General features: G+C 63.5%; 22 protein-coding genes and 1 riboswitch. Of the genes, 17 read left to right on the top strand and 5 right to left on the bottom strand.

Annotation, left to right across the window (positions count from 1 at the left end; translation table 11 throughout):
* Positions 1-110 precede the first annotated feature (110 nt).
* A riboswitch (cobalamin riboswitch) is annotated at positions 111-331 on the top strand.
* A gap of 119 nt (positions 332-450) precedes the next feature.
* The 14 genes from cobO (at position 451) to D8767_RS22855 (ending at position 11,676) form a co-directional block, all read left to right on the top strand.
* A complete protein-coding gene (gene cobO, locus D8767_RS22915; protein ID WP_016715469.1) occupies positions 451-1,062 on the top strand; it encodes a cob(I)yrinic acid a,c-diamide adenosyltransferase in 612 nt (203 codons plus the stop codon).
* Positions 1,059-2,354, top strand: a complete 1,296-nt coding sequence (locus tag D8767_RS22910) for a cobyrinate a,c-diamide synthase (protein WP_016715470.1) — start codon at positions 1,059-1,061, stop codon at positions 2,352-2,354. Before cobO ends, D8767_RS22910 begins: the two co-directional genes overlap by 4 nt.
* Positions 2,351-3,001 (top strand): 5,6-dimethylbenzimidazole synthase, encoded by a 651-nt coding sequence (gene bluB, locus D8767_RS22905; RefSeq protein WP_016715471.1) that lies wholly within the window; start codon positions 2,351-2,353, stop codon positions 2,999-3,001. Before D8767_RS22910 ends, bluB begins: the two co-directional genes overlap by 4 nt.
* Positions 2,998-3,906 carry an adenosylcobinamide-phosphate synthase CbiB gene (gene cbiB, locus D8767_RS22900; RefSeq protein WP_016715472.1) on the top strand — a complete coding sequence of 303 codons (909 nt, stop codon included), beginning with the start codon at positions 2,998-3,000 and terminating at the stop codon, positions 3,904-3,906. Before bluB ends, cbiB begins: the two co-directional genes overlap by 4 nt.
* A complete protein-coding gene (cobD, locus tag D8767_RS22895) occupies positions 3,899-4,891 on the top strand; it encodes a threonine-phosphate decarboxylase CobD (protein ID WP_016715473.1) in 993 nt (330 codons plus the stop codon). The genes cbiB and cobD overlap by 8 nt, the downstream gene beginning before the upstream one ends.
* The gene (locus tag D8767_RS22890; protein WP_016715474.1) at positions 4,888-6,342 is read left to right on the top strand and encodes a cobyric acid synthase; all 1,455 of its coding nucleotides are present in this window, start codon (positions 4,888-4,890) and stop codon (positions 6,340-6,342) included. The genes cobD and D8767_RS22890 overlap by 4 nt, the downstream gene beginning before the upstream one ends.
* A gap of 1 nt (position 6,343) precedes the next feature.
* Positions 6,344-6,865 (top strand): bifunctional adenosylcobinamide kinase/adenosylcobinamide-phosphate guanylyltransferase, encoded by a 522-nt coding sequence (cobU, locus tag D8767_RS22885; RefSeq protein ID WP_016715475.1) that lies wholly within the window; start codon positions 6,344-6,346, stop codon positions 6,863-6,865.
* Positions 6,862-7,917 carry a nicotinate-nucleotide--dimethylbenzimidazole phosphoribosyltransferase gene (gene cobT / locus D8767_RS22880; RefSeq protein ID WP_016715476.1) on the top strand — a complete coding sequence of 352 codons (1,056 nt, stop codon included), beginning with the start codon at positions 6,862-6,864 and terminating at the stop codon, positions 7,915-7,917. Before cobU ends, cobT begins: the two co-directional genes overlap by 4 nt.
* Complete coding sequence (locus D8767_RS22875) at positions 7,914-8,480, top strand: histidine phosphatase family protein (RefSeq protein ID WP_016715477.1); 567 nt, start codon at positions 7,914-7,916, stop codon at positions 8,478-8,480. The genes cobT and D8767_RS22875 overlap by 4 nt, the downstream gene beginning before the upstream one ends.
* A gap of 1 nt (position 8,481) precedes the next feature.
* Entirely contained in the window at positions 8,482-9,216 is a 735-nt protein-coding gene (locus tag D8767_RS22870) for an adenosylcobinamide-GDP ribazoletransferase (RefSeq protein WP_016715478.1), read from the top strand.
* Between the two features lie 71 nt (positions 9,217-9,287).
* Positions 9,288-9,692, top strand: a complete 405-nt coding sequence (locus D8767_RS22865) for a MarR family winged helix-turn-helix transcriptional regulator (protein WP_016715479.1) — start codon at positions 9,288-9,290, stop codon at positions 9,690-9,692.
* 64 nt (positions 9,693-9,756) lie between these two features.
* Positions 9,757-10,959, top strand: coding sequence for an MFS transporter (locus D8767_RS22860; protein WP_016715480.1), 1,203 nt, complete (start codon positions 9,757-9,759; stop codon positions 10,957-10,959).
* Complete coding sequence (locus tag D8767_RS29385) at positions 10,956-11,078, top strand: hypothetical protein (protein ID WP_016715481.1); 123 nt, start codon at positions 10,956-10,958, stop codon at positions 11,076-11,078. Before D8767_RS22860 ends, D8767_RS29385 begins: the two co-directional genes overlap by 4 nt.
* A 46-nt stretch (positions 11,079-11,124) precedes the next feature.
* A complete protein-coding gene (locus D8767_RS22855; protein WP_019099289.1) occupies positions 11,125-11,676 on the top strand; it encodes a glutathione peroxidase in 552 nt (183 codons plus the stop codon).
* A 345-nt stretch (positions 11,677-12,021) separates the two neighbouring features.
* Here D8767_RS22855 and D8767_RS22850 read toward each other — a convergent pair whose 3' ends face one another.
* Complete coding sequence (locus D8767_RS22850; protein ID WP_016715483.1) at positions 12,022-12,282, bottom strand: DUF2798 domain-containing protein; 261 nt, start codon at positions 12,280-12,282, stop codon at positions 12,022-12,024.
* Positions 12,283-12,395: 113 nt separating this feature from the next.
* On the opposite strand from D8767_RS22850, the gene D8767_RS22845 reads away from it, so the two are divergent.
* Positions 12,396-13,325, top strand: a complete 930-nt coding sequence (locus D8767_RS22845; protein WP_016715484.1) for a LysR family transcriptional regulator — start codon at positions 12,396-12,398, stop codon at positions 13,323-13,325.
* Between the two features lie 42 nt (positions 13,326-13,367).
* Here D8767_RS22845 and D8767_RS22840 read toward each other — a convergent pair whose 3' ends face one another.
* The 3 genes from D8767_RS22840 to D8767_RS22830 form a co-directional block, all read right to left on the bottom strand.
* Positions 13,368-14,633 (bottom strand): OmpP1/FadL family transporter, encoded by a 1,266-nt coding sequence (locus D8767_RS22840; RefSeq protein WP_016715485.1) that lies wholly within the window; start codon positions 14,631-14,633, stop codon positions 13,368-13,370.
* A 147-nt stretch (positions 14,634-14,780) separates the two neighbouring features.
* Positions 14,781-15,263, bottom strand: coding sequence for a hypothetical protein (locus D8767_RS22835; RefSeq protein WP_016715486.1), 483 nt, complete (start codon positions 15,261-15,263; stop codon positions 14,781-14,783).
* Positions 15,264-15,512: 249 nt separating this feature from the next.
* A complete protein-coding gene (locus D8767_RS22830; protein ID WP_016715487.1) occupies positions 15,513-15,737 on the bottom strand; it encodes a hypothetical protein in 225 nt (74 codons plus the stop codon).
* A 948-nt stretch (positions 15,738-16,685) separates the two neighbouring features.
* Here D8767_RS22830 and D8767_RS22825 point away from each other — a divergent pair.
* Together D8767_RS22825 and rmuC are read left to right on the top strand one after the other, a co-directional pair.
* Entirely contained in the window at positions 16,686-17,099 is a 414-nt protein-coding gene (locus tag D8767_RS22825) for a tetratricopeptide repeat protein (RefSeq protein WP_033724203.1), read from the top strand.
* A gap of 193 nt (positions 17,100-17,292) precedes the next feature.
* Positions 17,293-18,663 (top strand): DNA recombination protein RmuC, encoded by a 1,371-nt coding sequence (gene rmuC / locus D8767_RS22820; protein WP_161751474.1) that lies wholly within the window; start codon positions 17,293-17,295, stop codon positions 18,661-18,663.
* Here the strand turns inward: rmuC and D8767_RS22815 are convergent.
* Positions 18,635-22,108: a hybrid sensor histidine kinase/response regulator gene (locus tag D8767_RS22815; RefSeq protein WP_016715490.1), complete on the bottom strand. Its 3,474-nt coding sequence runs from the start codon at positions 22,106-22,108 to the stop codon at positions 18,635-18,637. The two genes, rmuC and D8767_RS22815, sit on opposite strands and share 29 nt — an antisense overlap.
* Between the last annotated feature and the right edge of the window lie 85 nt (positions 22,109-22,193).

Below are 22,193 nucleotides of genomic sequence, written 5' to 3'. Positions count from 1 at the left end.
TATCGCTGCGTTCAGTGTGGCACAACCCGGTGAATTGGCCATTACCCAGGCGGTGCCTGTTCGGCTGCAAAGCGGCCCGCTTCGATTGACGCTCCGGGTACAACCCTCTAACCTTCGCGCGTGTTTCAGGTGCCCTGCCAGCCCCGACTGGGCAGGGTGAAACTGGGAAGCCGGTGGGCGCCAGCATGGCGCGATTCCGGCGCTGCCCCCGCAACGGTAGGTGAGTCGCGGCCGCGCAGGGCCACTGGGTACAGGTACCCGGGAAGGCGCGCAGGCCCGGGCCAAAGCCCGCTCACAAGCCCGGAGACCGGCCTGTTACTGCCAACGGCATCACGGAGGGTGATGCGCGGTGCACCGTGGCGCCCTGCCATGGCCCCTGCGCGTACTCCGTTTGCCTGCCTATTACCTGTCAGCGTGCGTTGCCACGGTGCCAGCCAGCGGAGAACCCTGATGAGCGAATCCACCGAACGTGACGAACGCCACCTGGCGCGCATGCAGCGCAAGAAGGCGGTCATCGACGAACGTATCGCCAATTCCCCCAACGAATGCGGCCTGTTGCTGGTGCTGACCGGCAATGGCAAGGGCAAGAGCAGCTCGGCCTTCGGCATGCTCGCGCGCGCGCTGGGCCATGGCATGCAGTGCGGTGTTGTGCAGTTCATCAAGGGCCGCAACAGCACAGGGGAAGAGCTGTTCTTCCGCCGCTTTCCTGAGCAGGTGCGCTATCACGTGATGGGCGAGGGCTTCACCTGGGAAACCCAGGACCGCCAGCGTGACATCGCCGCCGCCGAAGCCGCCTGGGCGGTGTCGCGCCAGCTGCTGCAAGACCCAGATGTGCAGTTTGTGGTGCTGGATGAGCTGAACATCGCCCTCAAGCACGGCTACCTCGACCTGGACCAGGTGCTTTCAGACATCCAGGCCCGCCCGCCGATGCAGCATGTGATTGTCACGGGTCGTGCGGCCAAGCCTGAAATGATCGAACTGGCCGATACCGTGACCGAGATGGGTATGCTCAAGCACGCCTTCCAGGCGGGCATTCGCGCACAGAAGGGCGTTGAACTGTGAGTCAATCGCGCCATTGTCCCGCCGTGTTGATCGCGGCACCAGCCTCTGGCCAGGGCAAGACTACCGTCACCGCCGCGCTGGCCCGCTTGCACCGTAACCTCGGGCGCAAGGTGCGCGTGTTCAAGTGTGGCCCGGATTTCCTTGACCCGATGATCCTGGAGCGCGCCAGTGGCGCGCCGGTGTACCAACTGGACCTGTGGATGATCGGTGCCGAAGAAAGCCGTCGCCTGCTGTGGGACGCTGCGGGCGAGGCCGACCTGATCCTGATCGAAGGGGTGATGGGGCTGTTTGATGGCACCCCGTCCAGCGCCGACTTGGCGCGCCACTTCGGCGTGCCGGTGCTGGCGGTGATCGACGGCACGGCCATGGCCCAGACGTTCGGCGCATTGGCCCTGGGCCTGGCGCGCTACCAGGCCGACTTGCCGTTTGCCGGGGTGTTGGCCAACCGGGTGGGCAGCCTGCGCCACGCGCAACTGCTGGAAGGTAGCCTGACCCAGGGCTTGCGCTGGTATGGCGGCTTATCGCGCGAGCGCGGCATCGAATTGCCCAGCCGCCATCTCGGGCTGGTTCAGGCCAGCGAGCTGAACGACCTGGATGCCCGCCTGGATGCCGCCGCCGAGGCGCTTGGCGCCAGCTGCAACGCAGCCTTGCCACCGCCGGTGAGCTTTGCCGAGCCCGAAACGCAACCGTGTGCTGCTTCGCTGGCAGGGGTGCGCATTGGCGTGGCACGCGACGAAGCGTTTGCCTTTACCTACGGGGCCAACCTCGACCTGCTGCGCAACCTCGGGGCGCAGCTGGAATTCTTCTCGCCGCTGCACGACCGCGAACTACCGGCGGTGGATAGCCTGTACCTGCCGGGCGGCTACCCCGAGCTGCATCACCATGCCCTGGCCGCCAATGCGCCGATGTGCGAGGCAATCCGCGCCCATCATGCTCAGGGCAAACCCTTGCTGGCCGAGTGCGGCGGCATGCTGTACCTGCTCGATGCCTTGACCGACGTGGCAGGCGAGCGTGCCGAACTGCTGGGCCTGCTGCGGGGCGAGGCGACCATGCAGAAGCGCCTGGCGGCCCTGGCGCTGCAGGCGGTAGAGCTGCCGGAGGGCACCTTGCGTGGCCATACCTACCATCACTCGCTGACCAGCACCGAGCTGGAACCGATCGCCCGTGGCCTTAGCCCTAATGGCGGGCGTGGCAACGAAGCGGTGTATCGCTTGGGCCGGTTGACGGCCTCATACGTGCATTTCTACTTCCCCTCCAACCCGGATGCGGCGGCGGCGCTGTTGCGGCCATGAGCGAACATGCCTTCAGCGACGTCGAGCGCGCCGCGATCTACCGGGCCATTGGTGAGCGTCGCGACATGCGCCATTTTGCCGGTGGCCAGGTGGCGCCAGAGCTGCTTGCCCGTTTGCTGGCCGCCGCGCATCAGGCGCCCAGTGTCGGGCTGATGCAGCCGTGGCGCTTTATCCGCATTACCCGGCGTGATCTGCGTGGCCGCATCCAGGCCTTGGTGGAGGCGGAGCGGGTGCGCACCGCTGAGGCATTGGGCGAGCGTTCCGATGCCTTCATGAAGCTGAAGGTTGAAGGCATCAACGACTGCGCCGAGCTGCTGGTGGCGGCCTTGATGGATAACCGGGAACCGCACATCTTCGGCCGCCGCACGCTGCCGGAAATGGACCTGGCCTCGCTGGCCTGTGCCATCCAGAACCTGTGGCTGGCTGCGCGTGGCGAAGGGCTGGGCATGGGCTGGGTGTCGCTGTTCGAGCCGCAGGCTTTGGCCGCTTTGCTGGGCATGCCTGCAGGTGCCAAGCCGGTGGCGGTGCTGTGCCTGGGGCCGGTCACCGAGTTCTACCCGGTGCCGATGCTGGTGCAGGAAAACTGGGCCGAAGAGCGGCCCTTGAGCGAAATGCTTTACGAGAACCAATGGGGAGAGCGTCAATGAGCGTGGCCTTGCTGACCGTGGCCGGGGTAGCCCTGGACGCTTTGCTGGGCGAGCCGCAGCGGCGCCACCCGTTGGTGGCTTTTGGCAATATGGCCAGTAACCTTGAGCGCCGCCTGAATGCCGGCGGGCGCGGCTGGCGCAGCCATGGGGTGAGTGCGTGGTTTCTGGCGGTGGTGCCGCTGACCCTGGTGGCGCTGGTCCTGTCGTGGCTGCCTTACATCGGCTGGCTGGTGGATGTGCTGGCGCTTTACTGCGCCGTGGGGCTGCGTAGCCTGGGCGAGCATGTGCTGCCGGTGGCCAACGCGTTGCGCCAAGGCAACCTGGAAGAGGCGCGTCGGCGCGTCGGCTACCTGGTCAGCCGCGAAACCCGCGAACTGGACGAGCCGGCAGTGGCCCGGGCGGCCACCGAGTCGGTGCTGGAGAACGGCAGCGATGCGGTGTTCGCCGCGCTGTTCTGGTTTGTGGTAGCAGGCGCGCCGGGTGTGGTGCTGTATCGCCTGAGCAACACGCTGGATGCCATGTGGGGCTACCGTAATGAGCGCTTCGAACGTTTCGGCTGGTGCGCGGCGCGTATCGACGACGTGCTCAACTACCTTCCCGCAAGGCTGGTGGCGCTGACTTATGCGCTGCTGGGCAAGACCCGCCTGGCCCTGGCCTGCTGGCGCAAGCAGGGCCCCCTGTGGGACAGCCCTAACGCCGGCCCGGTGATGGCTGCAGGGGCCGGTGCACTGGGCGTGGAGCTCGGTGGCCCGGCGGTGTACCACGGCGAGCTTCATGAGCGGCCGCGCCTGGGCGAGGGGCCAGTGGCCGATGCCGATGCCATCGAGCGTGGTTGGGCCCTGGTGCAGCGGGGTGTGTGGTTGTGGCTGTTGTTGATCTGCCTGGGGGCTTACATCAATGCTTGAACACGGTGGCCGCCTGCTGCGCGCAGTGCAGCAGTACGGCATTCCTCGCGAGCAGTGGCTCGACCTGTCCAGCGGCATCGCGCCCTGGCCATTCCCGATCCCACCGATTCCTATGGATGCGTGGGCGCGTCTACCGGAGGTCGAGGACGGCCTGGAAGACGCTGCACGCGCGTACTACGGTGCCAGCCAGCTGCTGCCGGTAGCGGGCTCTCAGGCCGCAATCCAGGCTTTGCCGCTGCTGCGCGCCGCAGGCCGGACAGGGGTGCTGACGCCATGTTATGCCGAACACCCGTACGCCTGGCAGCGGGCGGGACATCAGTTGGTTGAGCTGGACGAGGCACAGGTTGACGCAGCGCTCGATAGCCTCGACGTGCTGGTGCTGGTCAACCCCAACAACCCGACCGGGCGGCGGGTCCCGCGTGAGAAGCTGTTGGCTTGGCATGCGCGCCTGGCTGCGCGCGGTGGCTGGCTGCTGGTCGATGAAGCGTTCATGGACAACACCCCGGCAGACAGCGTGGTGGACTGCGCGGGTCGCGAGGGCCTGATCGTGCTGCGTTCATTCGGTAAATTCTTCGGTTTGGCCGGAGTGCGGCTGGGCTTCGTCGCCGCTGAGCGCAGCCTGCTGTTGCGTCTGGCCGAGTTGCTTGGCCCTTGGACCGTCAACGGCCCGACCCGGGTGCTGGCCCAGGCCAGCTTGGCCGACGAAGCTGCGCAGCGTTTGCAGACTGAACGTTGCGCTGCTGCCAGCCAGCGCCTTGCCACCTTGTTGGCTGGCACAGGCCTGGCGCCAAGCGGCGGTTGTGACCTGTTCCAGTACGTGCGCAGCGAGCGTGCCGCGCCGTTGCATGACTTTCTCGCCCGTCGCGGCATTCTGGTGCGCCTGTTCGAACACCCTCCGGCCGTGCGCCTGGGGTTGCCCGAGAGTGCGGCCGATGAACAGCGCCTGGCCCAGGCGCTGACCGACTATCAAAAGGAATCGGCATGACCACCCTCATGGTGCAAGGCACCACCTCCGATGCCGGCAAGAGCACGCTGGTGACCGCATTGTGCCGCTGGTTGTTGCGCCAGGGCGTCGCTGTGGTGCCGTTCAAACCGCAGAACATGGCGCTGAACAGCGCGGTAACCGCCGACGGCGGCGAAATTGGCCGCGCCCAGGCGGTGCAGGCCCAGGCGTGCCGGCTGGCGCCGCATACCGACATGAACCCGGTACTGCTCAAGCCCAACAGCGACACCGGTGCCCAGGTGATCATTCATGGCCGTGCGGTCACCAGCATGAATGCGGTGGCCTACCACGACTACAAGGCCATCGCCATGCAGGCGGTGCTGGCTTCGCACCAGCGCCTGAGTGCCGCCTGGCCGGTGGTCATGGTCGAAGGCGCCGGGTCACCGGCAGAGATCAACCTGCGGGCCGGCGACATCGCCAACATGGGCTTTGCCGAAGCCGTCGATTGCCCGGTGATCCTGGTCGCCGACATCAACCGTGGTGGCGTGTTCGCGCACCTTGTCGGCACGCTGGAGCTGCTTTCGCCCAGTGAGCAGGCGCGGGTCAAGGGCTTTGTCATCAACCGCTTCCGTGGCGACATCGCCCTGTTGCAGCCGGGGCTGGACTGGCTGGAGCAACGCACCGGCAAGCCGGTGCTGGGCGTGTTGCCCTACGTCACCGATTTGCACCTGGAAGCCGAAGACGGCATCGATGTGCGCCAAGGCGCCAAAAGCGAGCGTGTGCTCAAGGTGATCGTGCCGGTACTGCCGCGCATCAGTAACCACACCGACTTCGACCCGCTGCGCCTGCACCCGCAGGTGGACCTGCAGTTCATTGGCCCGGGCCAGCCGATTCCGGCTGCCGACCTGATCATTCTGCCGGGCTCCAAGAGCGTGCGTGGCGACCTGGCGCAACTGCGCGAGCGCGGTTGGGACAAAGCCATCGAGCGGCACCTGCGCTACGGCGGCAAGCTGATCGGCATTTGTGGGGGCCTGCAGATGCTGGGCCGTGAAGTGCATGACCCGCTAGGCCTCGAGGGCCCTGCCGGGTCGAGCCCGGGGCTTGGTCTGCTGGATTACACCACGGTGCTTGAGGCCGAGAAGCAGTTGCGCAACGTTGCCGGGGTACTGAACCTTGAAGCGGCGCCGGTTGCCGGTTATGAGATTCACGCAGGCGTCACCACCGGCCCTGGTTTGGAACAGCCTGCCGTGCAACTGGCTGATGGTCGTTGTGATGGCGCGGTGAGCGATGATGGGCAGATCCTTGCCACCTACCTGCACGGCCTGTTCGAGGGCTGCCACTCGTGCGCCGCGCTGCTGCGCTGGGCCGGCCTGGAAGATGCCCAGACCATCGATTACGAAGCCCTGCGCGAGCGCGACATCGAGCGTCTGGCCGACCTGGTGGAAAAATACCTGGACACCACGCGCTTGCGCCAACTCTGTGGGGTGGCCTGACATGCGCAGCCTGATCCTCGGTGGCGCCCGCTCCGGCAAGAGCCGCCTCGCCGAACAGTTGGCCAGTGCCAGTGGCCTGCCGGTGACCTACATTGCCACCAGCCAGCCGCTGGACGGTGAAATGAACGAACGTGTGTTGCTGCACCGCCAACGCCGTCCGGACGACTGGGGGCTGATCGAAGAACCGCTGGCCCTGGCCGCTGTGCTGCGCGCCGAAGCGGCCGAAGGCCGTTGCCTGCTGGTGGACTGCCTGACCCTGTGGTTGACCAACCTGCTGATGCTTGAAGATGACCAGCGCCTGGCCGAGGAACGAGATGCCCTGCTGGTCTGCCTTGAGCAGTTGCCTGGCACCCTGATCCTGGTCAGTAACGAAACCGGCCTGGGCGTCGTGCCCATGGGCGAGCTGACCCGGCGTTATGTCGACCTGGCCGGCTGGCTTCACCAGGCCGTGGCCGAACGTTGTCAGCGCGTTGTGCTGACCGTGGCCGGCCTGCCCTTAATGCTTAAAGGACCTGCACTATGACACAAGCCTGGTGGCGTGATGCCTGCCAACCCCTCGATAACGCCGCCATGGACCAGGCCCGCGCCCGTCAGCAGCAACTGACCAAGCCTGCCGGTTCGCTTGGCCAGCTTGAAGGCCTGGCCATTCAGCTTGCCGGCCTGCAGGGGCGTGAAAGGCCGGTGCTGGATCAGGCCGCCATCACTGTTTTTGCCGGTGACCACGGTGTGGTCGAGGAGGGTATCTCAGCTTACCCGCAGGCGGTGACCGGGCAGATGCTGCGCAACTTCCTAGGGGGTGGTGCAGCGATCAGCGTGCTGGCGCGCGAGCTGCAGGCCAGCCTCGAAGTGGTCGACCTGGGCACCATCGACTCTGATCTGGCCTTGCCGGGCGTGCACCACTTGCGCCTTGGGGCCGGTACGGCCAACTTCGCTCGCCAGCCGGCAATGACCGAAGGCCAACTGCAAGCTGCTTTGCAGGCGGGCCGCGACAGCGCGCTGCGTGCTGCCGAACGGGGTGCGCAGCTGTTCATTGGTGGCGAGATGGGGATAGGCAACACCACAGCCGCCGCCGCCTTGGCCAGCGTCCTGCTGGGCTGCCCGCCTGCTGAACTGAGCGGCCCGGGCACGGGCCTGGACAGCGCGGGTGTGCGGCACAAGGCCGAAGTCATTGAGCACGCCCTTCGCTTGCACAAGTTGCAGGCTGCGGACCCGCTGCAAGCCTTGGGTTGCGTCGGTGGCTTTGAGATCGCTGCGTTGGCGGGCGCCTACATCGCTTGTGCGCAGGCGGGTATCGCCGTACTGGTCGACGGCTTCATCTGTAGCGTTGCCGCGCTGGCGGCGGTGCGCCTTAATCCGCAGTGCCGGGCGTGGTTGCTGTTCGCTCACCAAGGGGCGGAACCCGGGCACAAAGCATTGCTCGAGGCCTTGCAGGCCGAACCGCTACTGGCGCTGGGCCTTCGTTTGGGTGAGGGCAGTGGTGCTGCGCTCGCCGTGCCGCTGCTGCGCCTCGCCTGCGCGCTGCACGGGCAGATGGCGACGTTCGCCGAAGCTGCGGTGGCGGACCGCCCGGCATGATCCTCGACTTGTTGCGCCATGGCGAAACCGAACAGGGCGGCCTGCGCGGCAGCCTTGACGATGCGTTGACTGACAAGGGCTGGGCGCAGATGCGTGGTGCCGTGGCCGAGGCGGGGCCCTGGGAGGTGCTGGTCAGCTCGCCGCTGCAGCGCTGCGCCCGCTTTGCCGATGAACTGGGGGCGCAGTTGAATTTGCCGGTGCAACGAGAACCCGGCCTTCAGGAGCTGCATTTTGGCGACTGGGAGGGCCGAAGCGCTGCGCAGATCATGGAAGACCAGGCGGATGCTCTGGGTCAGTTCTGGGAGAACCCTTACGCATTTACGCCACCCAATGGCGAGCCAGTCGAGGCGTTTGCCGAACGTGTGCTGGCTGCTGTCGAGCGGCTAGGCCGTCAACATGCTGGCAAGCGCGTGCTGCTGGTAACCCATGGCGGTGTGATGCGGCTATTGCTGGCCCGAGCCCGTGGCGTGCCGAGGGCGCAGCTGCTGCAGGTTGAGGTGGGGCATGGTGCGCTGGTGCGGCTGGTACCGGGTGTCGATGGCCAGTGGGTCGAGGCGTGCTGAAATGTTGCCATTCTGGATTGCCTTGCAGTTTCTCAGCAGCCTGCCTGTAAGCCTGCCAGGCATGCCGGCACCACGTGAAATGGGGCGTTCGCTGCTGTTCTACCCGCTGGTCGGGTTGCTGTTCGGCTTACTGCTGTGGCTGGCCAGCCATCTGCTGCAAGGTACGCCAGCACCGCTGCATGCCGCTTTGCTTCTGACATTGTGGGTGTTGCTCAGTGGTGCCTTGCACCTGGATGGCCTGGCTGACAGTGCTGACGCCTGGCTGGGTGGTTTCGGCGACCGTGAACGCACCTTGCAGATCATGAAAGACCCGCGCAGCGGGCCGATTGCCGTGGTCACCCTGGTATTGGTGCTGTTGCTGAAGTTCTGCGCCTTGTGGGTGCTGGTGGAGCAGGGCATCGGAGCGCAATTGCTGCTGGCGCCCTTGATTGGTCGGGCGGCAATGTTGGGCCTGTTCCTGGGTACCCCCTACGTGCGCTCGGGTGGCTTGGGCCAAGCCCTGGCCGATCATCTGCCGCGCCGTGAAGCCTCTTGGGCTTTGCTGGGCAGTACGGTCATGTGCCTGGTCGCAGGTGGCTGGGGCGCGTGCTGGATACTGTTGCTGGCAGTCGCTGTGTTTGCAGGGTTGCGGCAACTGATGTGCCGGCGCCTTGGCGGGACCACCGGGGATACCGCTGGCGCGATGGTGGAGTTGCTTGAGCTTGCTGTGGTGCTGGGTTTGGCCATGGGGCTCTGAGCGATCGGTTGCTGTCACCTCGAAGGCGAAATTTCTTGCAACACCTATGACGCGGGTATATACACGTATCCATGCTGCCCAGTGAATGCATCTGTACCCATCTACGTCGCGCTGCCCGTGGGGTGAGCCGACATTACGACGAAGCGCTTGCCGGCTTTGGGGTCAATGTCGCCCAGTTTTCCCTTTTACGCCATCTGCAGCGGCTTGATCGCCCTAGCATCACGACCCTGGCCGAAGCGATGGGCCTGGAGCGCAGCACCTTGGGCCGCAACCTGCGGGTGCTTGAGGCCGAGGGGCTGTTGGCCCTGGTGGATGGCGATGACCAACGCAATCGCGTGGTGCTGCTGACCGAAGCGGGTAAGCAGCTATTGTGTGACGCTCATCCCGCCTGGGAGCAGGCTCAAACGGAGCTGGTGGAGCGACTGGGGGCAGGGCAGCGGGATGAGCTGGTGCGTTTGCTGGGCCAACTGGCCTGAATCGATACGACTATAAGCGGGTATATACCCGCAAAAACCTTGCGATGTGCTGGAGATAACGACAATGACTTCGGTGTGGCGAACCAGCGGTTGGGTATTGGTGGGGGCGGCGTTGATCCTGGCGCTTTCCTTGGGTGTGCGACATGGCTTTGGCCTGTTCCTGGCGCCGATGAGCGCCGATTTTGGCTGGGGGCGTGAGGTGTTCGCCTTTGCCATCGCCTTGCAGAACCTGATCTGGGGGCTGGCCCAACCCTTCGCCGGAGCCTTGGCCGACCGCCTGGGTGCCGCGCGGGTGGTGATCATCGGTGGCATTCTCTATGCCGTCGGTTTGATCCTGATGGGCATGGCCGATTCGGCCTTGTCGTTGTCGCTCAGTGCCGGCTTGCTGATCGGCATCGGCCTGTCCGGCACGTCGTTCTCGGTCATCCTTGGCGTGGTCGGGCGTGCTGTGCCTGCCGAGAAGCGCAGTATGGCGATGGGGATTGCCAGCGCTGCCGGTTCGTTTGGCCAGTTCGCCATGCTGCCCGGTACCTTGGGTCTGATCCAGTGGTTGGGGTGGTCGGCGGCGTTGCTGGTGTTGGGCCTGATGGTGGCGTTTATCGTGCCCTTCGTCGGCCTGCTGCGCGACCGCCCGCTGCCCAGCCATGGCGCCGAACAGACCCTGAGCCAGGCACTGCGCGAGGCGTGCTCGCATTCCGGCTTCTGGTTGCTGGCGCTGGGCTTTTTCGTCTGCGGCTTCCAGGTGGTGTTCATTGGTGTGCACCTGCCGGCCTATCTGGTAGACCAGCACCTGGCTGCAACCACCGGTACCACGGTGCTGGCGTTGGTCGGCCTGTTCAATATCGTAGGTACTTTCACTGCTGGCTGGCTGGGTGGTCGGATGTCCAAGCCGCGTCTGCTGACCGGGCTTTACTTGCTACGTGCGGTGGTAATCCTGCTGTTCCTGTGGGCGCCGGTGAGCGAGTTCAGTGCTTACCTGTTCGGTATCGCCATGGGCCTGCTGTGGCTGTCCACAGTGCCGTTGACCAATGGCACCGTGGCGACGGTGTTCGGGGTGCGCAACCTGTCCATGCTCGGCGGTATCGTCTTCCTGTTCCACCAGCTTGGGGCCTTCCTCGGTGGCTGGTTGGGTGGGGTGGTGTATGACCGCACTGGCAGCTACGACCTGGTCTGGCAGATTTCCATCCTGCTCAGCCTGCTGGCTGCCGCCCTTAATTGGCCGGTGCGCGAGCGTCCGGTTGCCCGCTTGCAGGCCCAGGCCGCATGAACCGCTACCTGGCCCGTGGGCTGCTGGCCCTTGCTGCTTTGGCGCTGTTGGCGCTGGTGTGGTGGGGCTGGCATCAGGGGGGGATGGCATTGATGCAACTGGGCATGGGTGTTTGTTAGGCGCTACCCTGCAAGCTCAAGGATCGTCATGCGGGAGAAACGAATCATGCGTGCACATTGGTTGATGGTGCCGGTGCTGGCCCTGCTAGCCAGCACATCGAGCTGGGCTGCCGATTGCCCGGCCGTGTTGCAGGGTAGCCTGCCGGAATTGCGTGGGAAGGGTCAGGTCGACCTGTGCCAGCGCTTCGCCGGTAAACCGCTGGTGGTGGTCAATACCGCCAGCTATTGCGGTTTTGCGCCGCAGTTCGAGGGGCTTGAGGCGACGTACAAGGAGTATCACGAGCAAGGCCTGGAAATGCTGGGTGTGCCGTCCAATGACTTCAAGCAGGAAGATGCCGACAGTGAGAAGACCGCCAAGGTTTGCTATGCCAACTACGGTGTCACCTTTACCATGACCAAGACGCAGCCGGTACGGGGTAAGGATGCGATACCACTGTTCGCTGAATTGGCCAGCCAGAGCAGTGCGCCGAAGTGGAATTTCTACAAATACGTGGTGGACCGTAAGGGTAAGGTGATTGGGAATTTCTCAAGCCTGACCAAACCGGATGACCCGGCGTTCAGGGCTGCTATCGAAAAGGCCATCGCTTCGCAGCAGTGAGGCGGTTTTCTGACTGTGTTTGATGCTGAGGACTGATAGCGAAAAGCGAAAAGCGAAAAGCGAAAAGCGAAAAGCAAAAAAGTGCTGGTTCTTATGTTGCGCAAAGTCCATTTGCTTTGGTGACGCTGAATCACCTTTTCGCCCTTACGGCGAGTCACTTTTTGTCAAACGCGACAAAAAGTAACCAAAAAACGCTGCGCTCCCATCATCCGGCCCCTACGCTGCGCTCCGGGGTTCCCTCACTCCGGCCTCGCTCCCGGGAGGCCTGCGTTCGGCCTCCTGAAGTCGCGAAGATCAAGAGCAAGAGCAAGAGCAAGAGCGGAAGATGCGTCCGCTGTTGTTACTTCACTTAGCATGCACCGTAATCGCCACCAGCCGCACCACCACCGGCCTCACCATCAACACACAGACAAACGCCACCGGCATTGCCAATTGATAGGCCTTCAGCACGTTGCTCAGGTACTCCGGGTTAACCCCGGCATTGGCCGCTGTGATCACGAAGCACATCAGCAGTGCCATGATCGACGACATGTAAAAGGCGAAAACGTAAGGCGTGGCGCTCGGGTGTAACTTGCGTCGGCTGCGCGACTGGGACAGGTTGCTCATGCGAACTCCTGAAAGGTGAGTGGAGGCGCAGGTTAGCAACGCATCCTCCTGCACCTGTAGACCCGCAGGATTGAGTTCTTTATAAAGAGATTCTTACGAATCCAAGGGCTCAAATGGACCTGCTCAACGCCATCCGCAGTTTCATCAAGGTTGTCGAAGCCGGCAGCATTGCCGCTGGCGCCCGCAATCTGGGCCTCAGCCCGGCAGCGGTCAGCCAGAACCTGGCTCGGCTAGAGGGCCACTTGCAGGTGCGACTGCTCAGCCGTACCACACGCAGCATGGCTGTGACCCCCGCTGGCGCCCAGTATTACGAGCGTGTGAAGCATATCGAGCGTGACCTTGCGCTGGCCGAACAGGCGGTCACCACCCCCGACAGCGAGCCCCAGGGGCGGTTATGTATTGCCTCGACTTCAGCGTTCGGTCGTCACGTGCTGGCGCCGCTGATACCTGCCTTCAGTGCCCGCTACCCATTGCTTTCGATAGAGTTGATAACGACTGATCGCCGGGTGAACCATGCCCGTGAAGACGTCGACGTGAGCCTGCGTATTGCCCCTCAGCTGGAAGACCAGCTAATGGCCCGGCACATTGCCCGTATCCCGTTCATCTGCTGCGCCTCACCCGGTTACCTGCAAAGCGCCGGCGTACCCGCCACGCCTGAGGCCCTGCGCGACCACCGCTGCCTGGTGTTTCGCTATCCGGTGGACGGGCGCTTTCTGCGTTGGGGCTTCATGCGCGACCGCCTGCGCTTCGAGGCGGAATTTGGCAGCGTATTGATCAGCGATGACATCGATACCCTGACCCAGATGGCCCTGCACGATGGTGGCATCACCCGCCTGGCCGAGTTCATCGTGCGGCCACACCTGGCTTCCGGCGCGCTGGTGCCCTTGTTCGAGTACAGCGACAGCGGGCAAGCCTACGCCCAGACCGAGCCGATGGATATCTACCTGTGCCTGGCCGACCGTTTTGCCATGACCACCAAGGTACGCGTGTTCATGGATTATCTGCGCGAGTGCCTGGGTGACAGTTGGCAGGTGCAGGCATGAAAAAACCGCCACGGGGGCGGTTTTTTGTGCGGCGGGTACGAATCAGAAGCGGTAGGTGAGCGAAGCACCGATACCGTGGGCGCTGTTCTCGTACTTGGCCTGGTAGCTGCCTTTGGTTGCGCTTACCTGATTGACCTTGGTGTCTTCTTCCCACAGGTAGGAATAGGCCACGTCGATGGTCATGTCGTCGTTCGGGCTCCAGCCGGCACCCAGGCTGAACACTTTGCGGTCGCCGGTCGGGATGCGTGGCGAGCGGTCGTGGTTGTTGGTCGGCGACTGGTCGACGGTGAAGCCGGTACGCAGTACCCACTCCTTGTTGACCTTGTACGACGCACCAATCGCGTGGGCCCAGGTGTCATGCCAGTTCTGTTCTTCGGTGATGGTCTGGAACGCCGAACCTGCCAGTGGGGCCGGCACATCGTTCTGCACGGTGATGTCTTTCAGGCGGCTCCAGCGGGTCCAGGTGCTACCTGCGTACAGGGTCCACTGGTCGTCCAGCTCATGGGTAACCGAAAGGTCGACAGACTCGGGCGTCTTGATCTTCAGGCTGGCGTCGAACTTGTTGCCGTTGAATGGCCCGATCAGCGGCGTGCTGACGCGGGTCTTGCCTTCGAGCTTGTAGTCGACCATCGAGTGGTAGGTAAGGCCGACGCGGGTGCGGTCGGTGGCTTGTACCAGGATACCGATGTTGTAGCCAACGGCGGTATCGTCGCCCTTGATCTTCACTTCGCCATCGTTACGGCCAGGCGTGAACGGGTTGATCAGGCTTGAGCCCAGCTCACCCTTGATGCGGTTGATGGTAGGGCCGAAGCCGATCGAGACCTTGTCGTTGAAGGCATAGCTAACAGTCGGCTGGAAGGTGACAACCTCGACGTGGCTCTTCTTGCCCCAGTAGCGTGCCGCGTCATCGCTGCCGTAGTCGGTTACCAGGCCGAACGGTACGTAGACGCCGAAACCGACGCTCCAGTGGTCGTCGATCGGCTTGACGTAGTAACCCATCGGTACGCCAACGAAAGGCACCATGTCACCATCGGTTTCCCCCCCGAGGTTGCTGCCCCGGCCCGAGATGTCGGACTTGGCGATGACGGCAGCGCCGCCCACGGTGAATTGTTCGCGTTTGAGGCGAGACATGCCTGCCGGGTTGCCAAACACGGTGCTGGCATCTTCGGCAGAAGAAGAACGTCCCGCGAAACCTGTCCCCATGCTGCTGATGCTCTGTTCGTTGAGCGCGAAGCCGCTGGCGAGCAGTTGGCTGGAAGCAAGAGCAACGGCTACGCCGAGGGAGGTTTTGAGCATTACTTTTTTCATTATTAGAAAACTCCTTGGGATCTCCGGGGCGAAAAGCTACCAACAAATCACGCGCTGCGCTATAGCCTCAATCGCAGGAGTTAGAGCGGTTTTGTAGGACAATCCGACCAAAATTCCATTTTTTCCGGTATTTTTGTAGGACGCGTCTCAAGATGCCTGTGGCAATCTCCGATCTATGCAGGTATGCCAGGCGTGAGTGAAGTCGCGCAGGCGACCTTGGGGGTTGAAAATCTGTCGCCAGATGCGCGCCAGTGCTAGTAAATCGTCGGCAGCTGGCAGCGGCGTGGCCTGTTCTTCGACGAGCATCCAGGCAATGGCGGTGGAGTAGCGCAGGTTGACGGTGAGCTCCAGGTGCGGCCCGCCAAGGAAGGCGTGCTGGCTGGCCAAGCCGCGGACCAGGCTGGCCAGGTCGGGATCACGGGCCAGGTAGTCGTCCCAGAGTGCCTGATGGCGGTGTTCGCCAATGCGGTAAAGGCCGTGCCCACGTCGGTCGTGCAACGCTGACCCGAGTGCCGATTGGCTGGCGGCGATGCCCAGCAACAAGGCCTCGGCGCTGGCGCAGTGACGGTCCAGATAGACCAGGGTGGGTCGGATCACATACTGACACAATTCATTCGCCGCGATACCCATGATGCCCTCGAGCAGATAAGGGCCGGACGGGCGCTGGAGCTTGGCAGCTGGTGAATGATCAGGCCCGCCGGAAGCGGTAAGGACCGCTCGAGTTGAAGTGTAGTGTGATAATCGTGGTGTAAAGAGCTGTTTTTAAATCGTTTGCTGCCTGACGTACCGGGCTATATGCCCTAAGGCAATTACGCCGGGAACGTTCAGGCAGACTGGCGATGGGGTGATTCAGCGCTTGAATACCGCAGTATTCGCGGCTCACGCGGTAAGCGATTGGCGAGTACGGGCGATGACTGCCTGCAGCGGCTCGCTACGGCTGTACTGTTCAGGGTACAGGCGCTCGGTGTGGCAGGCGACGCCGTGTTCGTCTACCAGGGTGAAGCTGAAGCTGCCCTTGCGTGGGGCAACGATAAGGCACTTCAACGGCGAGAAGGCCTGGGAGAGGGTGCCAATGGCAGCCTGAATTTGATGATGAGTATGCATATTGTTGGAGGTTCCTGCTTTAAACACGGGGGTTATGATCCGTGCATGATAGAAACGTTCCAGTGACGCCTTTATTAAGGGACGAACGAACCTGACTGGAACAGGGCAGCCAGAGAGAGCGCAATCAAAGGTGGGCGCTTGGGCTGACTGGTAGGTACTTCGGAAGGCAGGCAGCACGCCGGGGCCAAGGTTCTAGGCCGTCGGGGTGGAATCCTGATCAATCTGTCACGTGATTCGTGCTTGAGCAGCCTGAGGCTGGCGAGGGAATCATCGATTAGGCCGGTCCTGCTTTCAGCAGCGCCACTCTTGGGAGGAGGGGTTGCAAGGACGCTTGCGGCCAGAATTGACTTTCAGCTTGGTACTAACGAGGCGCACCTTACTGGAAATGCAGGTGTTTGGCAAGCACTACGTTCGTTCGGGTTAGCCGCGCAGTATGGCGCGTATTTGTATTGCTGTGAAGAGGGGGCAATTGGCCCGTATCCAGGTTGATGTGCCCATTTCGTGCACTCGAATGGCGGTTTATGGTGCACTTGTTCACATTCGGGGCAACGCTTGTAACAGCCCGGCAACACGCATCGATAGCTCCGCCAATGCCTTGACTGCGCGGTTAAGTCAATGAAAAAAAACACTATTTTTAGCTGGTGAAAAAATCGTCAGTTTGACACAAAGCCCCAATTTACGGGGCTTTGCGGGGTGTACTAGGGGGTTGTCCACCGAGTTATCCACAGGAACTGTGGATTGTCCCGAGCGCTTGCTCTAGGACGGGCGTGCTAGCAAAGGCGTGAACTGTCCGACAATCGACATGCCTCGACAGACCGCTTGGTCATCCCCTCGAAAACGTCAAGAAAAGATCATTTAAATTTTTTTCAATTCTCCGGAAATCGACAGGCTGCGGCGGAAAAAAAAGAGTAGAGTGGCGCGCCTTTCGAGTTGCCAAACCTGTTACTCATGAAGTTTCGTAGCAAACACCTCGCCAGCCCTGCGGCATCGACGCCTCCCCCCAAACGCTTTTCACTGAAAGTTGCCTTGTGGTTGCTCGACAGCCCGCGCCTGGGTGACAAGGCCCAGGTCAAGCACTTGGCTGGGCGCCTGTTGAAACAGCCGGCGCGCCAGGGCGTTGTGGTCGCACAAAGCCGCCTGGGGCAGATGCTGTGCCGTGATTGCGGCAATGCCCGTGACCGGCGGATTGGCCATGAACTGCTGCGTCAGGCCGCCCGCGCCGGTGATCGGCGGGCGCAACTGGAATATGCACGGTTGTGCCAGCACACCGAGCCTGAGCAGGCACGGTACTGGCTGGAGCTGGCGGCGGGGCAGGGGTCGCAGGAAGCGCGGCGGTTGCTGCGCCAGTGGTTCTCGGGCTGAGCACTCGGGCTGCAACAGGCAACACGCCCGCCGGGCTGATAAGCTGCGCATCAATCATCCAGGATCGTTCGGGGTAAGCATGACAGTGGATCTGGCCAGCATTCTGCTGGGCTTGGTGGCAGGCGCGTTACCCTGCCTGGGGTGGGTCATGCAGGTGCAGCGCCGCCAGGGCGCGCGACAAGGTGAGCAGGCGTTGCTTGAAGAACGCCTCAATGCCGCCCAGCTGGCCCAGGCTGGCCTGCAAGCGCAGTTGGAGGCCAGCCGCGATGAAGTCAGCGACCTCAGCGAAGCCAACACCGTCAAACAGACTCAGTTGGCCGCCCAGGGCCGTGAGCTGGAACTGCTGCAAGTCGACCGCGACAATGCCCGCGATGCCGCCCACGCCTGGAGCCTGGAGCGCGCCAGCCGGGAGGCTGAACTGCGCCGCCTGGAGGCCCAGACCGCACGCCTGGAGGCCGAGCTGCGCGAGCAGCAGGAAAGCCATCAGCAACGCCTCGAAGACCTGCAGGAAGCTCGCGATACCCTGCGCGCCCAGTTCGCCGACATGGCCACCAAGATCTTCGACGAGCGCGAGCAGCGCTTCGCCCAGACCAGCCAGCAGCATCTGGGCCAGTTGCTCGACCCGCTCAAGGAGCGTATTCATGCCTTCGAAAAGCGCGTGGAAGAAAGCTACCAGCAAGAGGCCCGCGAACGCTTTTCGCTAGGCAAGGAGCTGGAGCGCCTGCAGCAGCTCAACCTGCGCTTGTCGGACGAGGCCACCAACCTCACTCAGGCCTTGAAGGGCCAGAAAACCCAAGGCAACTGGGGTGAGCTGATTCTTGAGCGGGTGCTGGAGCATGCGGGCCTGGAAAAGGGCCGCGAGTACCAGACCCAGGTCAGCCTGAAAAGTGCCGACGGCGAGCGTTTCCAGCCCGATGTGCTGATCATGCTGCCCGGCGACAAGCAGGTGGTGGTGGACGCCAAAGTCAGCCTCACGGCGTACCAGCAGTTCGTCGCCGGCAACGACGAGGCCGCGCTCAAGCAGCACGTGCAGTCATTGCGCAGCCACGTCAAAGGCCTGTCGAGCAAGGATTACAATCGCCTCGAAGGCCTGCACAGCCTGGATTTCGTGCTGCTGTTCGTGCCTATCGAGGCGGCCTTCTCGGCAGCCTTGCAGGCTGAGCCCAACCTGTTCCAGGAAGCCTTCGACCGGCAGATCGTGATTGTCAGTCCCACCACCTTGCTGGCGACCCTGCGGGTGATCGACAGCCTGTGGAAACAGGAGCGTCAAGGCCAGAACGCCCGCGAAATTGCCGAGCGCGCCGGTTGGCTGTACGACAAGTTCGTGCTGTTCATCCAGGACCTGGACGAGCTGGGCAGCCGCCTGCAGCAGGTGGACAAGGCCTATGCCGCAGCCCGCAACAAATTGTGCGAAGGGCGCGGCAACCTGGTCAGCCGCAGCGAACAGCTGAAACTGCTGGGCGCCCGTGCCAGCAAGAGCCTGCCGGCAGACTTGCTGGAACGGGCGCTGTCCGACGAGGTGCCGGATGCAGCGGTTACTGAACCAGGCTCAGATGGCGGTTGAGCATGGCGCGCAGAGCCGCCGGCTTGACCGGCTTGGCCAGGTAGTCCAGGCCAGATGCATGCACCATGGCGATGGTTTCCTTGCTGCCGTCGGCACTGATCACCACCCCTGGCACCGGTTCACCCAGGCGCGCGCGTAGCCAGCCCATCAGCCCGATGCCGGTCTCGCCGTCATCCAGGTGGTAGTCCACCAATGCCAGGTGCGGGCGCATGCCCTTGGCCAGCAGGGCCTCACATTCGGCCTGGTTACGCGCGGTCCATACCTGGCAACCCCATCGGCTGAGCAGGCTGTTCATGCCGATCAGGATGCTGTCTTCGTTGTCCACGCACAGCACCTGCAGCCCGGCCAGCGGTTGGCCACCCTGTTCCACCGGGGCGCTCGGCGCCGGTGCGGGCTGGCGAGCAATCGGCACGCAGACCCGGAACACCGTGCCTTTGCCCGGCCATGAGCGTACTTCCAGCGGGTGCCCCAGCACCCGGCACAGGCCGTCGGCAATTGCCAGGCCCAGGCCCAGGCCTTTTTCGGCGCGGGTCTGGTGGCTGTCCAGGCGTTTGAACTCCTGGAAGATCACCTGCAGCTTGTCGTCGGCAATGCCCGGCCCCCGGTCCCACACTTCCAGCCACAGGCGTTCGCCCTGGCGGCGAGCACCCAGCAGGATCGGGCTCTTGCCATAACGCAGGGCATTGGTGAGGAAGTTCTGCAGTACCCGCCGCAGCAGCTTCATGTCGCTGTCCACCCGCAGGCGGCTGCCACGCAAGCGGAACTCCAGGCCTTTCTCGGCCGCCAGTACCTTGAATTCTGCCCCCAGGGTGTCGAACAGTTCGTTGAGGGCAAAGGGCTTGGCGTCTGGGGTGATCTTGCCGTTTTCCAGGCGCGAGATGTCCAGCAGGTCGCTGATCAGCTCTTCGGCCGAGCGCAGCGAGCTGTCCATGTGCTGCACCAGCTGCTGGGCCTCTTCGTTCATGCCCTCGGCTTGCTGTGACAAGGCGGCGGAGAACAGCCGGGCGGCGTTCAGCGGCTGCATCAAGTCATGGCTGACCGCAGCCAGGAAGCGGGTCTTGGACTGGCTCACTGCTTCGGCATGGCTCTTGGCTTCCGACAGTGCCTGATTGAGCTGCGACAGCTCTTGGGTGCGCTCTGCCACCCGTTGTTCCAGGCCTTCGTTGGCGTCGCGCAGGGCCTGCTCGGCCTCGCGGAACGGGGTGATGTCGGTGAAGCTCATGACGAAGCCGCCGCCTGGCATCGGGTTGCCGATCAGCTCGATCACCCGGCCATTGGGGAACAGCCGTTCGGAGGAGTGCGCACGGCCCTGGCGCATCCAGTGCAGGCGCCGCGCCACATGCACCTGCGCTTCGCCCGGGCCGCACAGACCGCGCTCGGCGTTGTAGCGGATGATGTCGGCAATGGGCCGGCCCACGCTGATCAGGCCGTCGGGGTAGTTGAACAGCTCCAGGTAGCGCCGGTTCCAGGCCACCAGGTGCAGGTTCTGGTCGACCACGCTGATGCCCTGGTTGATGTTCTCGATGGCGCCTTGCAGCAGGGCGCGGTTGAACTGCAGCACTTCGCTGGCTTCGTCGGCGATGCGCACCACATCTTCCAGCTGCATGTCGCGGCCTTCGATGGCGGCCTTGACCACGGCGCGGGTCGACGAGGTGCCCAGTACCCCGGCCAGTAGGCGTTCAGTGTGCTCGATCCAGTCGCCGTCGGCGTTCTGGTTGGGGTTGAAGCCCTTGCCCTGGCGGTAGGCGAAGCGGATGAAACTCTGACGTGCACGCTCTTCACCCACAAAGCGCGAGGCGAGGGTCAGCAGGTCGTCGATCTGTACCGCCAGCAGCGGCTTGCTGCTGGGCCGCGCGGTTTGCTGGCCAATGAAGCGGCCGGCCTGCCAGTGCTCGGACACCCGCGTGCGCGAAAGCACCGAGACCCAGGCAAACAGGGTGAAGTTGCCCGCCAGTGACAACACCACGCCCTGGGTCAGCGGGCTGATAGGCAGGCCCAGCGGGTTGCCGTGCAGCCACGCCAGCCCCGGGAACAGTTGCAGTGACCAGCCAAGGCTGTGCGCGGTGATCGGCAGCACCAGGGTGTAGAACCACAGGAAGATACCCGCGGCAAGGCCGGCGAACACGCCGCGCCGGTTGGCCTGCTTCCAGTACAGCGCGCCAAGCATGGCCGGGGTGAGCTGGGTCACGGCGGCGAAGGCGATCTGGCCGATGGTCGCAAGGCTCGCGGTGGACCCCAGCAAGCGGTAGCTGACGTAGGCCAGCAACAGGATCACCACGATGGTTACCCGGCGCACCGAGAGCATCCAGTGGCGGAACGCCTCGAACGGCCGCTCGGTGTTGTTGCGGCGCAGCAGCCAGGGCAGCAGCATGTCGTTGGACACCATGGTCGACAGTGCCACGGCTTCGACGATGACCATGCCGGTGGCCGCCGAAGCACCGCCAATGAACGCCAGCAGGGCCAGGCTCGGGTGCGCCTCGGCCAGCGGCAGGCTGATCACGAACGAGTCGGAAATCACCGTGCCTGGCAGCAACATCTGCCCGGCCAAGGCAATCGGCACCACGAACAGCGCGGCCAGTGCCAGGTACATCGGGAACACCCAGCGCGCCAGGCGCATGTCCTGGGGTTCGATGTTCTCTACCACGGTGACATGGAACTGCCGAGGTAGGCAGATGATCGCCATCATCGCCACGGCGGTTTGCACCACCATTGATGGCCAGTTGATGGTCTCCTGCCAATAGTCCTGCAAGTGGATCGACTGGCGAGCCTGGCTGAACAGGTCGTCGAAGCCGTCATACAGGTTGAAGACGATGAAGATGCCCACCGCGAGGAAGGCCAGCAGCTTAATGAGCGATTCGAAGGCAATTGCCAGCACCATGCCGCGGTGGTGTTCGGTCACATCCAGGCTGCGTGTACCGAACACAATGGCGAACAGTGCCAGCACCAGCGACACCACCAATGCGGTGTCCTGCACGCGGGTGCCGGTGGCATCGGCGTTGGCGCCGATCAGCAGGTTCACGCCCAGCACGATGCCTTTGAGCTGCAAGGCGATGTACGGCAGCACACCGACCAGGCAGATCAGCGCCACCACGACCGCGAGCGTCTGTGACTTGCCGTAGCGGGCGGCGATGAAGTCGGCGATCGAGGTGATGTTCTGCTGCTTGCTGATCAGCACCATCTTTTGCAGCACCCAGGGCGCGAAGATCAGCAGCAGCACCGGGCCGAGGTAGATCGGCAGGAACGCCCAGAGCTGTTCGGCGGCCTGGCCGACTGCACCGAAGAAGGTCCAGCTGGTGCAATACACGGCCAGCGACAGGCTGTACACCCAGGCACGCAGTTTCGGCGGCAACGGCGTGCTGCGGCGGTCGCCATAGAAGGCGATGGCGAACATGACGGCCATATAGGCCAGGGCGACCACGGCGATCAGCCCGCTGGACAACGACATGAAGACTCCGAAGCAAAAAAGATAACGCGGTCCCGATCAATCAGTCTGGCACGCAGGTGCCGCTTCGTCAGCGCAGACGATGGTT

The sequence above is a fragment of the Pseudomonas sp. LTGT-11-2Z genome, from assembly GCF_003691445.1.
GTDB lineage: Bacteria > Pseudomonadota > Gammaproteobacteria > Pseudomonadales > Pseudomonadaceae > Aquipseudomonas > Aquipseudomonas monteilii.
This window is presented reverse-complemented; position numbering and strand designations above follow the sequence as displayed.

Excerpts from the sequence above, each read along its gene's own strand:
- cobO (WP_016715469.1), top strand. The coding sequence starts at position 451 with ATGAGCGAATCCACCGAACGTGACGAACGCCACCTGGCGCGCATGCAG.
- bluB (WP_016715471.1), top strand. The coding sequence starts at position 2,351 with ATGAGCGAACATGCCTTCAGCGACGTCGAGCGCGCCGCGATCTACCGG.
- cbiB (WP_016715472.1), top strand. The coding sequence starts at position 2,998 with ATGAGCGTGGCCTTGCTGACCGTGGCCGGGGTAGCCCTGGACGCTTTG.
- cobD (WP_016715473.1), top strand. The coding sequence starts at position 3,899 with ATGCTTGAACACGGTGGCCGCCTGCTGCGCGCAGTGCAGCAGTACGGC.
- D8767_RS22890 (WP_016715474.1), top strand. The coding sequence starts at position 4,888 with ATGACCACCCTCATGGTGCAAGGCACCACCTCCGATGCCGGCAAGAGC.
- cobU (WP_016715475.1), top strand. The coding sequence starts at position 6,344 with ATGCGCAGCCTGATCCTCGGTGGCGCCCGCTCCGGCAAGAGCCGCCTC.
- cobT (WP_016715476.1), top strand. The coding sequence starts at position 6,862 with ATGACACAAGCCTGGTGGCGTGATGCCTGCCAACCCCTCGATAACGCC.
- D8767_RS22875 (WP_016715477.1), top strand. The coding sequence starts at position 7,914 with ATGATCCTCGACTTGTTGCGCCATGGCGAAACCGAACAGGGCGGCCTG.
- D8767_RS22870 (WP_016715478.1), top strand. The coding sequence starts at position 8,482 with ATGTTGCCATTCTGGATTGCCTTGCAGTTTCTCAGCAGCCTGCCTGTA.
- D8767_RS22865 (WP_016715479.1), top strand. The coding sequence starts at position 9,288 with ATGCTGCCCAGTGAATGCATCTGTACCCATCTACGTCGCGCTGCCCGT.
- D8767_RS22860 (WP_016715480.1), top strand. The coding sequence starts at position 9,757 with ATGACTTCGGTGTGGCGAACCAGCGGTTGGGTATTGGTGGGGGCGGCG.
- D8767_RS29385 (WP_016715481.1), top strand. The coding sequence starts at position 10,956 with ATGAACCGCTACCTGGCCCGTGGGCTGCTGGCCCTTGCTGCTTTGGCG.
- D8767_RS22855 (WP_019099289.1), top strand. The coding sequence starts at position 11,125 with ATGCGTGCACATTGGTTGATGGTGCCGGTGCTGGCCCTGCTAGCCAGC.
- D8767_RS22850 (WP_016715483.1), bottom strand. The coding sequence starts at position 12,282 with ATGAGCAACCTGTCCCAGTCGCGCAGCCGACGCAAGTTACACCCGAGC.
- D8767_RS22845 (WP_016715484.1), top strand. The coding sequence starts at position 12,396 with ATGGACCTGCTCAACGCCATCCGCAGTTTCATCAAGGTTGTCGAAGCC.
- D8767_RS22840 (WP_016715485.1), bottom strand. The coding sequence starts at position 14,633 with ATGAAAAAAGTAATGCTCAAAACCTCCCTCGGCGTAGCCGTTGCTCTT.
- D8767_RS22835 (WP_016715486.1), bottom strand. The coding sequence starts at position 15,263 with ATGGGTATCGCGGCGAATGAATTGTGTCAGTATGTGATCCGACCCACC.
- D8767_RS22830 (WP_016715487.1), bottom strand. The coding sequence starts at position 15,737 with ATGCATACTCATCATCAAATTCAGGCTGCCATTGGCACCCTCTCCCAG.
- D8767_RS22825 (WP_033724203.1), top strand. The coding sequence starts at position 16,686 with ATGAAGTTTCGTAGCAAACACCTCGCCAGCCCTGCGGCATCGACGCCT.
- D8767_RS22815 (WP_016715490.1), bottom strand. The coding sequence starts at position 22,108 with ATGTCGTTGTCCAGCGGGCTGATCGCCGTGGTCGCCCTGGCCTATATG.